Here is a 14,716-nt window from a genome sequence, read left to right on the forward strand (position 1 = left end):
GCCCGGGCTCCCCTCGAGCCCAGCACCGGGAAGCCGGTGCGGTTGGGGGTTGCGCCCGTGAGCGCGCTCGCCGGGCGCTGCGGGGCGGTTGCGGCCGGCCTGCTACTGGACCGCCTCGCCGGGGAGCCGCCCGCCGAGGCGCACCCGGTGGCGTGGTTCGGGCACCTCATGGAATGGCTCGAGGAGCGGATCTGGGCAGACAGCCGGCGGCGCGGGATCGCATACGCCGCCGTGGGCGTCGCGGTGGGCATCCTGGCGGGCCGACTGCTGCGCTCGGTGACAACAGCCGTGGCGTTCAGCGTTGCCGGACGGGAACTCCGACGTGTCGCGGCCGGAGTCGGCGAGGCCGCCGCGCGGGGGGATCTCGAGCGAGCCAGAGCGGAACTCCCGGCGCTCGTCGGGCGGAATCCCGGCGATCTGGGCACCTCGGGCGTGGCGGCCGCCGTCATCGAGTCAGTGGCCGAGAACAGCGTCGACGCCGTGGTCGCTCCCGCCTTCTGGGCGGTTGTGTCCGGTGCGCCCGGCGTCCTCGCCTACCGGGCGATCAACACGATGGACGCCATGGTCGGCCACCGCAACGAGCACTACCGCAGGTTCGGCTGGGCGGCCGCCCGCCTCGACGACCTCGCCAACTACGTGCCGGCCAGGATCTTCGCCGCGCTGGTCGCCGCCGTCGTCCCCGAGCGAGCGCGGGAGGTCCTCGCCGCGGTGCGCCGTGACGCTCCGGCCCACCCGTCGCCGAACGCGGGGGTCGCCGAGGCGGCCGTGGCCGGTGCCCTCGGCCGGGAACTCGGCGGTCCGCTGCGTTACGGCCCGATCCTCGAGAACCGCGCCCCGCTGGGGACCGGTCCACGCCCCACTCCCGCCGACGTGCCCCGTGCCGTCGACATCGCCGACCGCGTCGAGCGAGTGCTGCTGGCCGTGCTGGGGCTCGCCTGGCTGCTGGGTGCCGGCCGGCGAGCACCGAGTGCGGGGAGACTCGGCCCGTGAGCGCCGCTCTGTTTCCCGCGGTGCCACCGCTGGACGCCGGGGCCATGGAGGCGGCTCGCCGGCGTTGGGCCACCCGGGCGGAGCCGCCCGGCGCACTCGGACGCCTGGAGGATCTGGCCGTCCATCTCGCAGGGGTGGCCGGCCGCTGCCCCCCACCGGTGCCGTCGGCCCCGGCCGTGGCGGTATTCGCCGGTGACCACGGCGTCGTCGCGGACGGGGCGAGCGCCTGGCCGTCAGCGGTCACCGCGGCGATGGTGGAGACCATGAGCGCAGGCGGCGCCGCGATCTGCGTGCTCGCCGGCACCGTCGGGGCGTCGCTCACCGTGGTGGACGTCGGTGTGGCGTCTCCTCTGGAGCATCTGGTGAACGTGCGCCACGAGCGGGTACGCCCCGGCACCGCCAGCATCGCCCGCGGCCCGGCCATGACCGTCACCGAGGCCGCTGCCGCTGTGGAGGTGGGAAGTCGTATCGCCGGCGAACTCGTCGAATCCGGCGCCGACTGCCTCATCGGGGGAGACATGGGAATCGGCAACACGACAGCCGCCGCTGCGCTCATCGGCGTCGCCTGCGGGCGAGCCGCCGAGGACGTCATGGGCTCGGGTGCCGGCATCCCGGCTCTCGGCCGGGAGCACAAGCAGCGACTGATCGCCGCCGCCATGCGGCAGACCGAGGGGTGTGCCGACCCGCTGGAATTGCTCGCCCGCCTCGGCGGACTGGAGATCGCCGCCCTCGCCGGCTTCTATATCACCGCTACCGGGCGTCGCACACCCTTCATCGTCGACGGCGCCATCGCCTGCTCGGCGCTCTGCGCGGCCGACCTGCTGAGCCCCGGCACGGCACGCCATGCCATCGCCGGGCATCTCTCCGCCGAGCCCGCGGCGGCCATAGCCCTGGAACATCTGGGGCTGCGGCCGCTCCTGGACCTCGATCTCCGCCTCGGCGAGGGAACGGGCGCCTGCCTCGCCTTCCCGCTGGTGAGGGCGGCCGCAGCAGCTCTGGGGCAGATGGCGGAACTGCCCACCGAGGGACCCGCGGCGTAGACCGGACGTGCCTCAGATCGCCGCGGGCCCGCGCCCCGCCGATCTGCTGGCCATGCACTAATTCAATCTTTCAATAGGTGCTATTACTATTCGTAGCTCGTGGAGTGGTTCCACTTCAGTCCCGTTGCGGTTGCATAGGCTGCGGTCCCGTGAACCGGCCTCCCCAACGGGCCCCGCGGCATCGCCGGGATTCGCGGAGGAGTCCTTGGGGACGGTACGTGGCCGTCGGGGCCGCGCTGCTGATGGTCGTGGTGGTCGCGGGATGGGGCCAGGCAGCGGCGCAGACCGGGGGACCGGAGGGGCTTCTGGACGACGCCACGGAGATCCCGGAGGACACCCCCGAGGACACCCCCGAAGACACCCCCGAAGACACCCCCGAAGACACCCCCGAAGACGCCGCCGGAGAGATCCCGGAGGACACCGAGGAGCAGGTTCCGGAGGAGGTCCCGCCCCCGGCGCCGGCCGGCGCGTTCGAGGGTTGCGTGACGGCGCAGCGCCTCGCCGACGGGCGGATCGAGGTGGCCGTGCAGCCGAGTTCGCCGGGCGGCGCCTGCGGGGAGCGCCTGCTGCCGCGGCGCCGCTTCCTGCCCGCCCAGGCGGTGGCCGGGCGGTGGCTGGTGACCGCGCCGCTGCGGATCGACGACGTCGTGCTGCGGGTCGCGGCGCGGCACCTGGCCGGCGGGGCCGTCGAGGTGGCCGTGCAACTGCGCTCGACGGGGGACGGCACCTGGGGCCCGCGCCTGCTGCCGCGGCGCCGCTTCCTGCCCGCCGCCGCCGAGGCGGACCGCTGGCTGTCGTCGTCGCCGGTGAACGCTCTGGTGCCGACGTACAACTCGGTGCTGGAGCGTGCCCAGCTCGTCACCTTGTACGGGTACCCCAATACCCCGCCGATGGGGATCCTGGGCCGCGGCAGCCCCGAGCAGGTGGCCGATCAGGCAGCCGAGTTCGCGGCCGACTACGACCGGTTGAACGGCGACCGCGAGGTGATCCCCGCGTTCCACCTGATCACCGGCGTGGCCCAGGCCCATCCCACCCCCGACGGCACCTGGATCTCCCGGATGCCTCCCGAACTCATCTCCGAGTACGTGGAGTTGGCCCGCGAGCGCGGCATGCACGTGTTTCTCGACGAGCAGATCGGCTGGAGTGACCCGCTCACCGAGGTGAGGAAGCTGGAGCCGTTCCTGCGGGAGCCGTTCGTGCACGTGGCCATCGACCCCGAGTTCGCCACCAAGCGCTTGGAGCGCCGGCCGGGGCTGGCGATCGGCGGGGTCACCGGCGCCGAGATCAACGAGGTCCAGCGCTATCTGGCAAGCATCGTGGCCACCGAGGGCATCCCACCGAAGATCCTCATGGTGCACCAGTTCACGCCCTGGATGGTGACCGACCGTGCCGACATCGTGGACGTCTTCGAGGTCGACCTGTCGATCGACATGGACGGATTCGGGGGGATCGGCATCAAGTTGCAGCACTACGACCTGTTCGCGGTACCCGAGCCTTCGGAGCGGCCGGCCATCAAGGTGTTCCTCCGGTACGACACGCCGGTCCTGACCCCCGAGCAGATCCAAGTGCTCGACCCCCGGCCGGACATCATCGTCTACCAGTAGCCCAGCGGCAGCTCGGTCAGGCGTCCGTAGTCGAGGTGTAGAGTTCGCGCCGATTCGACCTCGGGGTTGGCAACGTCCGTCCTGGATCAGGGAGTAGTGCGGAGAGCATGAGCGAGTTGGCATCGATACGGGCAACGTGCACGCCGCGAGCCGATGTTCTGGCAGGCGGGCTGGTGGACAAGCATTTCGCCGCGCAACTCGATCAGGTCGTGCACGGGGCGGCGGGCTACGAGACGTATGCCGATGCCGAGCGCTTCTTCGAGTTGACGTTCCCGACGCGGGGGCTGCGCGATCTGCTGGCCGGCACGTTCGCCCGGCTTTCGGGCCGTCCGGGCGTCGCGCCGAGCGCCGAGCATGCCGTCTACCGCTACGAGACCAGCTTCGGCGGCGGCAAAACGCACGGTCTCATCGCCCTGTGGCACCTGGCCTCCGGCGCCCGGCCGGCGAACCTGGCCGAATTCGTGGATCCCGGCCTGCTGCCGCAGGCGTGTCAGGCCGCGGCGGTGGTGGGTGACCACCTCGACCCGATCGCGGGGGTGAGCGGCGCTGGCGACCCCGACGGCCTCGTGACTTGGACCCTGTGGGGCGAGATCGCCCGCCAGCTCGGCCCCGAGGCCTGGGCCCGCATGGCCGCCTGTGACGAGGCCCGCACCGGCTGCGGCAAGCAGGTGTGGCTCGACATCTTCGCCGAGACGCCCACGCTCATCATCATCGACGAGTTGGCCCAGTACCTGCGCCGCCTCGGCTCATCGGGCGATGCGGCAGTGCGCAGCCTGGCCGGCGCCACCATCGACGCCCTGAAGGTGCTGTTCGAGGCGGCCACGGCTGCGCCGGCGGTGCGCATCGTCTTCACGCTCGCCACCGGTACGGCCGCGTTCGGCAAGGAGACCGCCGACGTGGAGCGGGCGCTGGCAGACGTGGCGGCGCGGACGCTTCACACCGAGGCCGCCGACGTCATGGCCCGGCCCATGGGGGCGGTGGGGCGGCCCGCCGAGGACCACGAGATAGGCCACATCCTGCGGCGGCGGCTGTTCGAGGAGGTAGACGGCTCTGCAGCGGCGGAGGCGGCCCGCGCCTACCGCGACCTCTACGCCGACCTAGCCGCCCGCGGCGTCACCGCAGGCGGCGCCACCGACGACCCGGCCGGCTACGCGCAGCGGCTCGAAGCCGCCTACCCGTTCCATCCGGCGCTGATCGACTGCCTCGACAAGCGCATCGGCCCGCTGCCGGGCTTCCAGCGCGCCCGCGGCGCCCTCAAGATGCTGGCCGAGTCGGTGCAGCACCTCTGGGGCGGTGGCGGTGCCAGCGAACTGGCGATCCTCAACCTGGGCGACCTGCCGCTGGAGGCAGCGGCCGTGCGCGCCTCGGTCACCTCCTCGGTGGGGCGCGAGGCGCTCGACGGCCCGGCTACAGCCGACTTCGCCTCGCCCTCGAGCCACGCCGCCGCGCTGGACAACGAGCGCTGGCCGCAGGACCGCCGGGCCACCCGGGCCTGCCGCACCGTGTTCCTGCACAGCGTGGCAGGCGAGCCCACGCCGGGCGCGTCGCTGCCCGACGTGTACGCGGGCACGCTGCGCCCCGGCGAGGACCCCGACGCCGTCGACGAGGCGCTGGCCGCCACCGCGCAGAGGGCCTGGCACCTCACCTCCGACGGGGCGCGCTGGCGGCTGCAGATCGCACCCAACGCCAACCGCATCATTGCCGCCGAGGTGGCCAACGTGCGCAACAGCGACGTGACCGAGGAACTGGATCGCCGGATCCGCGATATTTTCCGCAACGATGGCCCCGTTCAGGTGGTCCACGCCCCCGTTTCGCCCGCGGACGTGACCGACGAGGCCGCGCTTCGCCTCGCGGTGTTCTCCCACGTCGATGTGACCTATACGAGCGCGCCCACGCCCCCCCCCCCCGCGTTTTGGACATCTTCCGCTTCGCGGGCGCAACCGAGGCAAATCGCACATTCCGCAACTCGCTGGTCGCCCTGCTGGCCGACGGGGACGCCACCGAACGGATGCGGGAGTTGCTGCGCTTCGAGCTTGCCGCATTCCGCATACTCAACGACTCCGAGCGGTTGGGGAGCTTCGACCGCTCGGTGGTCGACGCTCTCCGGAAGCTCGCCGGCAGCGCCAAGCTTGACACCCGGGTAGCCGTCTGCCGGGCCTACCGCCACCTCTGGTGGCCGGCCCGGAACCCCCGAGGCGACGATCTCAGACATTTCGAGCTGCCGCCGCGCGACCAGGGCCAAGTCAAGGGTCTGCAGACCGGTGTGGTGCTCGACGCTCTGAAGACCCACGGCAAGGTCACCGACACAGCGCCGCCCACCGACCGGCTGGCCGCCACGTCGGGTTTCAACCGCAGCGAGGAGATCACAACCGCCGCCCTGGCCGAGACGCCGTGGCGCGACCACACCCAACCCATCCCCATCAACCCCACGGCCCTGAACGACGCCATCACCGCAGGGGTGCGCAACGGCACCTGGGTCTACCACGACGCCCAGCGCCGCCAGACCCACACCGCGGAGGAGCCGCCAGCTTCGGTCCGCATCGCCGGCGACGCCTGGCTCTACAGCCTCGAGCGGGCCGAGGCTCTGGGCCTCGGGCGCAAGCCCACCTCGGCGGCGCACGTGGCCGCCGCCCTCGACTCGGCGCAGGGTCGCCTCGACGGCACCGCCCTGCTGAACGCCGTTGCGGGCACCGGCGCCCCGGCCCCCGCCGAGGAGGAACTGCTGGCCGCGTTGGCCGCCGAGGCGGCCGCCGGCGGGCGATTCGTCGTGGTGGAAGGGCCCCCCGGCGGAGGCTCGAAGCCCCTGCTGCCCGAAGAGGTCCGCCGGCGGCGCTTGGCCGACCTCGTGGCGCTGACGGCGGCCGCGGCCTCCGAAGCGGGCATCTCGCCGGGGCCGGCGCCCGATACGCCGACCGCGGAGGGCGACGGCAGCGTGGGGACGGCCCTGCAGCAAGTGACCGACCGCATAGCCGACCACGGTGGCGGCGCCCTGGCCTCGCTGACGGTGACCGCCATTGCGGACAGGGGCGAGGGGCCGAGGGATCTGCGACAGCTCGGGTACTGCATCCCGCAGCTTCCCCGCTTCGAGTGCGAGGTGAGCCTGCGCATCTCAGTCACCTTCGGCGGCCTCGACGGCGGCCTGCGGGCCGAACTGCGGGGGTCGGCCGGCGACTACCAGCAAGTCGAGAAGGTCATGCTGGCCGCCGCCGCGGCGGGCAGCGACGTGAGCGGAAGCCTCGAACTCGGCCTCACGCCGCCTGCGGGGATGACCGTCGGCTCGGCCGACTGGCAGCAGCTCCGCAGCGCGCTGGAGTCCAACAACCCCGGCCGCGTGCTGATCGCCGCCCGCCTGGCCCGAAGCGACGCCGCCGCCGTGACCCCCGGGCCGACTCCGAAAGCCGCCGAATAGTGCCGCCACGGACCGGAGGGGCCTGATGGCGGTGCCGAGCAGCGCGGAGCGGCGCTTCGAGCTGCGGCCGAGCGGCGGCGGCGACGACTGGGGCTTCGAGGTGCGCGAGACCACCGGCGGGCGGGCCATACCGGTGGTGGACGTGCCCGCGGTACGGGCGGTCCGCTACCGGGGCGACGTGCTGGCCGCGGTGTGTGCCGACGGTTACGGGGCCGCCGCCGTGGGGCCGCGCCGGCGGCGGCCGTTCAACCTCACCGCCGAGCCCGGCGTGCGACTCGCCCTGGCGGTGGCCGCCCTGGAACCGGTGCGCCGAGCCGACCGGCGCACCGCCATCGCCGCAGGACTCGGCGCCATGGCCGCCGAGGAGGCCTTCTACTGGTACGCCCGCTGCGTCGGCCCCAGCGGCCCCCGAGCACTGCGAGCCCTGCGGCTGCTGCTGGCCGAGGACTGACCGATGAGTTCTGAGGACCAAGGGATTCCCGGCGAGGCGAGGCGGCTGCTGATCGAGGAGTGGCTGCCGGTGGCCGAGCTGGGAATCGAGTCGGTGCGGGAGCGCGCCGCGGCCAGCGCACTACCGCCGCTCTACTTCCTTCACGTCTGGTGGGCACGGCGCCCGCTGGTGGCCAGCACGGGCGCGGTGCTGGCCGGCCTGCTGCCCGCCTGGAGTACCGAGTTAGCCCGACGATTCCCGGGCCGAGCCGAACTGGCCACCGAGGAGGCCTACCGCAAGTGGTTCCTGGAACTATGCGGCATCCTCGGCGACCCAGTAACTGCAGATCGCCTGATGCGCGCGGCCAAGGCGTCCGGTCGTCGGATTCCGAATCCCTACACCTACAAGCAGGCGTACAAGAACAACCCCGAAGTCGATCATCTGAGGCTGGTTCACGAGGTCTTGAGCGTCACCTGGGGCGTCCTGCCAGCGGTGCTTGACCCAACTGCCGGCGGTGGCTCCATCCCGTTTTCGGCAACACGCTCACGGCTGCCAACGACAGCAAACGACCTCAACCCTGTGGCCGCTGCCGTGGTCCGCGCCGGAGTGGAACTCCCCGACCGCTTCGGCCCCGAGTTGCTGCCCGACCTGCGCCATTGGGGAGAACTGATCGTGAGGAGGCTACGACAACGCCTTGAGCGGTTCTTCCCCTCGCTGGACGGCGAGAAAGCCGCCACCTACATCTTCGCCCGGACGGTTGTATGTCCTCGCACGGGGACGTTGGTGCCGCTCGTGGGTGACTGGTCGTTGCGGCGCGACAAGGCGCCCGTGGCGGTGCGGCTGGTCACCTGGCGAGACGGGCGGGAGTTGGAGGGGCCCGAGTTCGAGATCACCGCGGGCGGCGACATCGACTTCGACCCCAAGGGCGAGGCCACCTGGAACCGCGGCAAGGGGGTGTCGCCGTGGGACGGCCTCGCCATCGACTCCGGCTACATCAAGGCCGAGGCGCAGGCGGGGCGGATGGGCGAGGTGCTGTACGCCGTGGCGATACGCACACCGAAGGGCCGCGGCTTCCGGGCGCCCACCGAGGTGGACCTCGAGGCACTGGCCGCCGCCGAGGCGGAACTGCAGCGCCTGCTCCCGACCTGGGAACGCGACGACGTGCTGCCGAACGAGCGCATCCCCGACGGCAACAAGACCCGCGAGCCGCACAACTACGGCATGCCGCGGTGGCGGGACATGTTCACGCCGCGGCAACTCTTGGTACACGGCAGCTTCACCGAGGAGTACCGCCGGCTGATCCCCGAGGTGCGGGCCGTTATCGCCGACCGGGACCGGGCCGACGCCGTGCTCGCCCTGCTGGCCATGATGCAAGCAAAGGCACTGAACTGGGACTCCCGACTCGCGAGTTGGGATGCTTCTCGGGACAAAATCCGCTCGGTGTTCGACAGCCACAACTATGCCTTCAAGAACACCTTCGCCGAGTTCGAGGCGGGCACCGAGCTGTTCGCCTGGACGTTCAAGCAGCTCCTCGACGCCTACGGCGAGATCGCCCGGCTGCTCGGCGGCGACAGCGAACCGCGGCAAACCCTGACCGGCGACTCCCGCCGCCCGGCCGCAGCGGCAGACGCCGCCCCCGCAGGCGACACCGAGTTCCGGCCGACCCTGACCGGCGAACCCGACGCCGGGCCAGCGAGGGAGGGCGGCCCCGACGGCCTTCCGGGCGGCCCTTCACCCGCACGAGTGCCGTCGACCGCCGCAGCGACCGTCAGCGTCACCTGCGCCAATGCGGGCAACCTGGCGCACCTGGCCGACCGCAGCGTGGCGCTGGTGTGCATTGATCCTCCCTACTACGACAACGTGATGTACGCCGAACTCTCCGACTTCTTCTACGTGTGGGAGAAACGGACCCTGGGCCGGCTATGGCCGGAGCTGTTCGCTGCCGAGTTCACGAACAAGCACGACGAGGCCGTAGCCAACGTGGCCCGCTTCGCCGCCACGGGCCGCCGCGCCAAGGGTCTCGCCGACACCGACTACACCAACAAGATGGCGGCCATCTTCAGCGAGTGCCGCCGAGTGCTGCGGCCCGACGGGGCCATGGTCGTGATGTTCACCCACAAGCGCGCCGAGGCCTGGGACAGCCTGGGCGCCGCCCTACTGCAGGCGGGCTTCAGCATCGGTGCCTCGTGGCCGGTACACACCGAGAGCGAGCAGTCGCTGCACATCGCCCGCCAGAACGCCGTCAAATCGACCATCTTCCTGGCCTGCCGCCCCCGCCCGGCGCGGGCAAGCGGCGACCGGGTGTACCTCGACGACATCGAGCCCGACATCCGCGCTGCCGCGGCGGCTGCCCTCGAGCGCTCCTACGCCGCGGGCCTCAGCGGCGTGGACCTGCTGTTGAGCACCTACGGCCCGGCCCTGTCGGAGCTGTCGAAGCACTGGCCCGTATATGCCGCTGAGGCCGACGCAGACGGCGCCTCCCGGCTGCTGCGGCCCGAGGAGGCCCTGGACGTGGCCCGCGCCGAGGTGACCCGCCGCCTGCGGGGCGCGCTGGCGGGGCGCGAGATCGACTTCGACCCGATGACCGATTTCGCCGTCATCGCCTGGAGCACCTTCGGCGCCCGCAAGTTCCCCTTCGACGAGGCCCGCCGGTTGGCGCTGGCCACCGGCGGCCTGGAGATCCGCGAGTTGGAACGCCACCGGGTGCTGGCCGCCAGCAAGGGCACCGTGGAACTGCTGGAGCCGCGGCGGAGGCTGCGACGGCGAGCGGGGGCACCTGGCGGGGTGGAACCTGAGGCCGCGTCGTTCGGCGTGCTGCTCGACGCGGTACACACCGCGCTCTGGATCACCTCCGAGGACGGCCCGGGCGCCGCCAAGCGCTGGCTCGAAAGCCGCGGCCTCGGCGGCGACCACCGCTTCGAGACGTGCCTGCAGGCCCTCGTCCGAGCGGTCCCCCGCTCGCGCACCCGCGGCGGCTGGAACATCCCCGAGGCCGAACTGCTGGACCGACTGGTGAGCGCCTACTTCCCCAACATCGAGGTGCCCTCGGACGATGTCACCGAACTGGTGGAGAAGCAGACCGTGTTCGAATATGTCTCGACACCCTGACGTAGGCCGTCGGGGGGCCGGCGGCACCCATGAAGCCGGACTCGCGGCGAGTCAGTTCCGCCGGTTCGGTCCGGCCCACCGGCGCGTCGTACACCCGCGGCCCGGTTCCTGAGTTGCCGGTGAGCCCAGAAGGTCTGAGCGGCGACGGTTTCCGGGGCCTGCACCTCGACACCGGCTACGACTCCACCGGCGACCCGCTGGGGCGGTTCTACGTGCCGGTGCTGCGCCGGGCGGTGCGCTACGACCGGGTGGCGGGCTACTTCATGTCTTCGGCGTTCGCCACCGCGGCGGCGGGACTGGCCCGCTTCATCGCCAACGACGGCACGGTGCGCCTGCTGGTGGGCACCCGGCTGAGCCCTGCCGACTGCGCGGCGCTGCAGGGTCAGGGCAGCCTCGAGGAGACCCTGGAGCGCTGCCTGCTGGCCGGCGACGATCTCGGCGGCGCCCCTGCCGAGGACATCGTGGCCCGGCACCGCTTGGAGGTGATCGCCTGGCTGGTGCGGCGGGGCCGGCTGTCGATCCGAGTGGGGCTTCCGTGCGACCGCCGCGGCAACCTGCTGCCTGCCGCCTCGCACGAGGCGCAGCGCTACTTCCACCCCAAGTGGGGCGTGCTGACCGACGCGGCCGGCGACCGCGTGGCCTTCGGCGGCAGCATCAACGAGTCCGCCTCGGGCTGGCAGGGCAACTTCGAGCGCTTCACGGTGTACTGCTCGTGGAAGCCTTCGACCTGGCACGACTACGGCCAGCCGCACGCGGACGACTTCGAGCGGCTCTGGCGCGGCGACCGTCTGGGTGGCAACGACGCCAGCGGCTGGCGCAGCGTGCCGCTGCCCGAGGCCGCGCAGGCCCGGCTGCTGGACCTGCTTCCCGACGACGACTACACGCCGGCAGCCCGCGACCCGCTGGAGCCGCCGCCCGCTCCCGAACCGTCGCCGGGCGACCGGGCACTGGCCGAGGCTGTCCGGGCCGCGCCCGGTACCCGCACCGGCGTGGGCCTGGCCTCGGCGGGGCTTCAGCCGTGGCCGCACCAACTCGCCATCGCCCGGCGCATCACCGACGACTGGCCCCGCTCGTACCTGCTGGCCGACGAGGTGGGGCTCGGCAAGACCATCGAAACCGGCCTGGTGCTGCGCGAGCTGCTGCTGTCGGGGCGCATCCGAACCGCCCTGCTGCTGGTGCCGGCCTCGCTGCTGACGCAGTGGCAGGAGGAGCTGGCCGAGAAGTTCCTGCTCCGGGTGCCGTACCTCGACGGCCGCCGCTTGCACCACCCCGACGGCGCCAGCGAGCCGGTGGGCGGCGGCGCGGACCGCTGGCGGGCCGCACCGGTGCTGCTGGCCTCCTCGCACCTGGCGCGGCGCGCCGGCGAGCGCGCCAACCTGCTGGGGGGGCCGGGCTGGGACCTGGTGTTCTGCGACGAGGCCCACCACGCCCGCCGCCGCGGCACCGCCACCGGCGGCAGCCCCAACAACCTGCTGGCGCTGCTACAGGCACTGGTGCGCGGCGACATGTGCCAGGCGCTGCTGCTGGCCACGGCCACCCCGCTGCAGTCCGGCAGCGCCGACCTGTGGGACCTGCTGGAGCTCTGCGGGCTGCCGCCGGGCTGGAGCGACGGGCCGCACGCCCTGGACCGCTACTTCAGGGAGCTGCAGGACCCGTTCACCTCTAGGGACTGGAGCTACCTGAAGGAGATGCTGAGCGCCCAGGTGGCCGCCGGGGGGATCAACAGCGACGCCTGGGGCGAGATCAAGCAGCGGCTCGACTGGGCCTCCGCCGGTCGCCTGGAGAGCTTCGCCCGCTTCGGCCTGCTGCGCTCGGAGCGGGCCGCCATCCCCACCGAGCAGCGCCCGCTGTGGGACGAGTGGCTGCGGGCCAACACCCCGGTGCGCCGCCGGGTGTTCCGCACCACCCGCGCGACGCTGAAGGCCTACCGGCGGAACGGCCTGCTGGACGCCGCCACGGTCATCCCCGACCGCCACGTACACGACGAGTTCCTGAGCCTCGGGGAGGCCCGGCCCCTCTACGACCGCATCGACGACTACATCGGACGCCACTACGACGCCTACCTGGCAGCCGGGGGGCCTCGGCGCCGCTGGGGTTCATAATGACCGTCTACCGCCGCCGCCTCACCTCCAGCTTCCGGGCCGTGCGCTGCTCGCTGCAACGCCGCCGGGACGCCCTCGCCGGCGGGCGGGGGGCTGCGGCCCTGCTGGACACCGACGACCGGCACACCCTGGAAGGACAACAGGCCCTCGACGACCTGCCGGCCGCCGACGACGGCGCACCCGACGGCGCACCCGGCGGAGGCGCGGCGCTGCGGGCGGAGATCGCCGAGCTGGACGACTTCATCTCCGCCCTCGACGACCTGCCGCCCGACGAGCCGAAGATGGAGCGCCTGCGACAGCTCATCGCCGAAAGCCTCAACGGCGGGCATCGCACGCTCATCGTGTGTACCCAGTACTTCGACACGCTGGACTACCTGCGTGAGCGTCTGCTCGCCACCTTCGGCCGCCAACTGATCTGCTATTTCGGCGGGCGGGGCGAACGCTGGAACGACGACGCCGGCACCTGGCAACCCCTCGACAAGGAGCAGGTGAAGGAGCTGTTCCGGGCCGGCGAGGAGGTTCGCATCCTCATCGGCACCGACTCGATGTCCGAGGGCCTCAACCTGCAGACCTGCGACAGGCTCATCAACTTCGACCTGCCCTGGAACTTCATGCGCGTCGAGCAGCGCATCGGCAGGGTGGACCGCATCGGCGGGCGCCCCGACGTGTACGTCACCAACCTCTTCTACGAGGGCACCGTGGAGGACGACATCTACCGCCGCATCCGAGAAAGCCACGACTGGTTCAGCCACGTCGTCGGCAACGCGCAGCCGGTGCTGGCCGCTGCCGAGTCGGTCATCCAGCGCGCCGCAATGCGCCGCTGCGCCGACCTCGCCGCCACCGAGGCAGCAGTCAGCGAGGCCGCCGCCGAACTCGGGGGCATCATCGACGGGCTCCGCGGCGCCCCCGTGGGGCTACACGACCTCGACGCCGTCCCCCGCCACGACACCGGCCTCCAACCGGAAATGACCCTGGATCAACTCGGCGGCACTCTGCGCGGCAGCGACGTACTGCAGCACCGCTTCGAGCCGCACCCCGACGTGGACGACGCCTGGCTCTTGACCGTGGACGGCCGGACCCACGCCGTCACCTTCGACCCCCGCGCCTACCAGGACATCACCGGCCTCCAACTACTCACCTGGGGCAGCCCCCTCTTGGAGCGCCTGCTCCAAGAGATCGCCCCCCACCCGGCGGATCCGGCGTCGTACTCGCCGCGGTAGGTGGTCTCTTGGAGCGCCTGCTCCAAGAGACCGCCCCCCACCCCTGCTGATCCTCCTCGCCGGTCGACGTTCCAGCGGGCCTCGACGACGAGCGCCGCGGCATCGGCCGTTCGTGTTCCCGCTCGGAGACCAGCGGCGCTCAGACGACGTGCACTCGGGCACCGGGCGCCTCGGCGCGGGCCAGGCGACGATCCGCGGTCAGCAGTTCGCAGTCGAGCGCCGCGGCGAGCGCCACGTAGAGCCCGTCGTAGAACCCGACGCTGTCCCGGAGCCGCCAAGCGGCCTCACACAGCGGCCCGGCATGGGGGTGGCGCACCTCCACCAGCGCCTCCCCCATACGGCGGGCACCGGCGGCGACCTCGGCGGCCAGTTTCCCGCGCAGGACCATTCGCCGCAGCGCCGATCCCAACTCGGCGTCCAAGAGGTGCGGGGCGTGCAGACTCCGCCCCTCCATGAGATCCAGCGCCCCGGACCCCTGCCCCGAGTCCTCGGTCACGGCCTTCACGAGGGCCGAGGCGTCGACGACGAGCGGGGTCACAACCGATCGGCGGCGATGTCGGACAGCAGTTGGTCGGTGTCGACGGCGATGCCGTGGCGTGCCACATGCTCGCGTACTCGGTGGAACAGCTCGGCACGGTCCGGCGCGGCGGCCAGTCGCTCCACCTCGCCGCGCATGTACCCCTGAATCGACATCCCCGCGGCCCGAGCCCGGCGGCGAATCACCTCGTAGGCGTCCTCGGAGACGTCCCTGATCTGAATCGTGGCCATTCACCCATCGTAGCGCTACAACGCTAATTCAGCGCTGAAGCGACG

The 14,716-nt window shown here is 72.2% G+C and carries 11 protein-coding genes; 9 read left to right on the plus strand and 2 right to left on the minus strand.

Annotated elements, in window-relative coordinates; all coding sequences use genetic code 11:
- Positions 1 to 57 precede the first annotated feature (57 nt).
- The 9 genes from cbiB (at position 58) to OXG55_15990 (ending at position 13,903) form a co-directional block, all read left to right on the plus strand.
- Positions 58 to 990 (plus strand): adenosylcobinamide-phosphate synthase CbiB, encoded by a 933-nt coding sequence (gene cbiB, locus OXG55_15950; GenBank protein ID MCY4104729.1) that lies wholly within the window; start codon positions 58 to 60, stop codon positions 988 to 990.
- Positions 987 to 2,030, plus strand: coding sequence for a nicotinate-nucleotide--dimethylbenzimidazole phosphoribosyltransferase (gene cobT / locus OXG55_15955; protein MCY4104730.1), 1,044 nt, complete (start codon positions 987 to 989; stop codon positions 2,028 to 2,030). The genes cbiB and cobT overlap by 4 nt, the downstream gene beginning before the upstream one ends.
- A gap of 218 nt (positions 2,031 to 2,248) precedes the next feature.
- Positions 2,249 to 3,634, plus strand: a complete 1,386-nt coding sequence (locus OXG55_15960; GenBank protein MCY4104731.1) for a hypothetical protein — start codon at positions 2,249 to 2,251, stop codon at positions 3,632 to 3,634.
- A 107-nt stretch (positions 3,635 to 3,741) separates the two neighbouring features.
- Positions 3,742 to 5,778, plus strand: coding sequence for a DUF499 domain-containing protein (locus OXG55_15965; GenBank protein ID MCY4104732.1), 2,037 nt, complete (start codon positions 3,742 to 3,744; stop codon positions 5,776 to 5,778).
- Positions 5,724 to 7,043, plus strand: coding sequence for a hypothetical protein (locus OXG55_15970; protein MCY4104733.1), 1,320 nt, complete (start codon positions 5,724 to 5,726; stop codon positions 7,041 to 7,043). The genes OXG55_15965 and OXG55_15970 overlap by 55 nt, the downstream gene beginning before the upstream one ends.
- Positions 7,044 to 7,068: 25 nt before the next feature.
- Positions 7,069 to 7,494, plus strand: a complete 426-nt coding sequence (locus OXG55_15975; GenBank protein MCY4104734.1) for a hypothetical protein — start codon at positions 7,069 to 7,071, stop codon at positions 7,492 to 7,494.
- A 3-nt stretch (positions 7,495 to 7,497) separates the two neighbouring features.
- Complete coding sequence (locus OXG55_15980; protein MCY4104735.1) at positions 7,498 to 10,581, plus strand: DUF1156 domain-containing protein; 3,084 nt, start codon at positions 7,498 to 7,500, stop codon at positions 10,579 to 10,581.
- Positions 10,582 to 10,700: 119 nt separating this feature from the next.
- A complete protein-coding gene (locus OXG55_15985; protein ID MCY4104736.1) occupies positions 10,701 to 12,683 on the plus strand; it encodes an SNF2-related protein in 1,983 nt (660 codons plus the stop codon).
- Positions 12,683 to 13,903 (plus strand): helicase-related protein, encoded by a 1,221-nt coding sequence (locus OXG55_15990; GenBank protein ID MCY4104737.1) that lies wholly within the window; start codon positions 12,683 to 12,685, stop codon positions 13,901 to 13,903. The genes OXG55_15985 and OXG55_15990 overlap by 1 nt, the downstream gene beginning before the upstream one ends.
- A gap of 139 nt (positions 13,904 to 14,042) precedes the next feature.
- On the opposite strand, the gene OXG55_15995 is transcribed toward OXG55_15990, so the two are convergent.
- Positions 14,043 to 14,441 carry a type II toxin-antitoxin system VapC family toxin gene (locus OXG55_15995; GenBank protein ID MCY4104738.1) on the minus strand — a complete coding sequence of 133 codons (399 nt, stop codon included), beginning with the start codon at positions 14,439 to 14,441 and terminating at the stop codon, positions 14,043 to 14,045.
- Positions 14,438 to 14,671 carry an antitoxin gene (locus OXG55_16000; GenBank protein ID MCY4104739.1) on the minus strand — a complete coding sequence of 78 codons (234 nt, stop codon included), beginning with the start codon at positions 14,669 to 14,671 and terminating at the stop codon, positions 14,438 to 14,440. The genes OXG55_15995 and OXG55_16000 overlap by 4 nt, the downstream gene beginning before the upstream one ends.
- Positions 14,672 to 14,716 lie beyond the last annotated feature (45 nt).

Source organism: bacterium (assembly GCA_026708055.1).
GTDB lineage: Bacteria > Actinomycetota > Acidimicrobiia > Acidimicrobiales > CATQHL01 > VXNF01.

Bases quoted from the DNA above. Each gene is read 5' to 3' on its own strand.
- OXG55_15965 (MCY4104732.1), top strand. From the start codon at position 3,742: ATGAGCGAGTTGGCATCGATACGGGCAACGTGCACGCCGCGAGCCGAT.
- OXG55_15975 (MCY4104734.1), top strand. From the start codon at position 7,069: ATGGCGGTGCCGAGCAGCGCGGAGCGGCGCTTCGAGCTGCGGCCGAGC.
- OXG55_15980 (MCY4104735.1), top strand. From the start codon at position 7,498: ATGAGTTCTGAGGACCAAGGGATTCCCGGCGAGGCGAGGCGGCTGCTG.
- OXG55_15990 (MCY4104737.1), top strand. From the start codon at position 12,683: ATGACCGTCTACCGCCGCCGCCTCACCTCCAGCTTCCGGGCCGTGCGC.
- OXG55_16000 (MCY4104739.1), bottom strand. From the start codon at position 14,671: ATGGCCACGATTCAGATCAGGGACGTCTCCGAGGACGCCTACGAGGTG.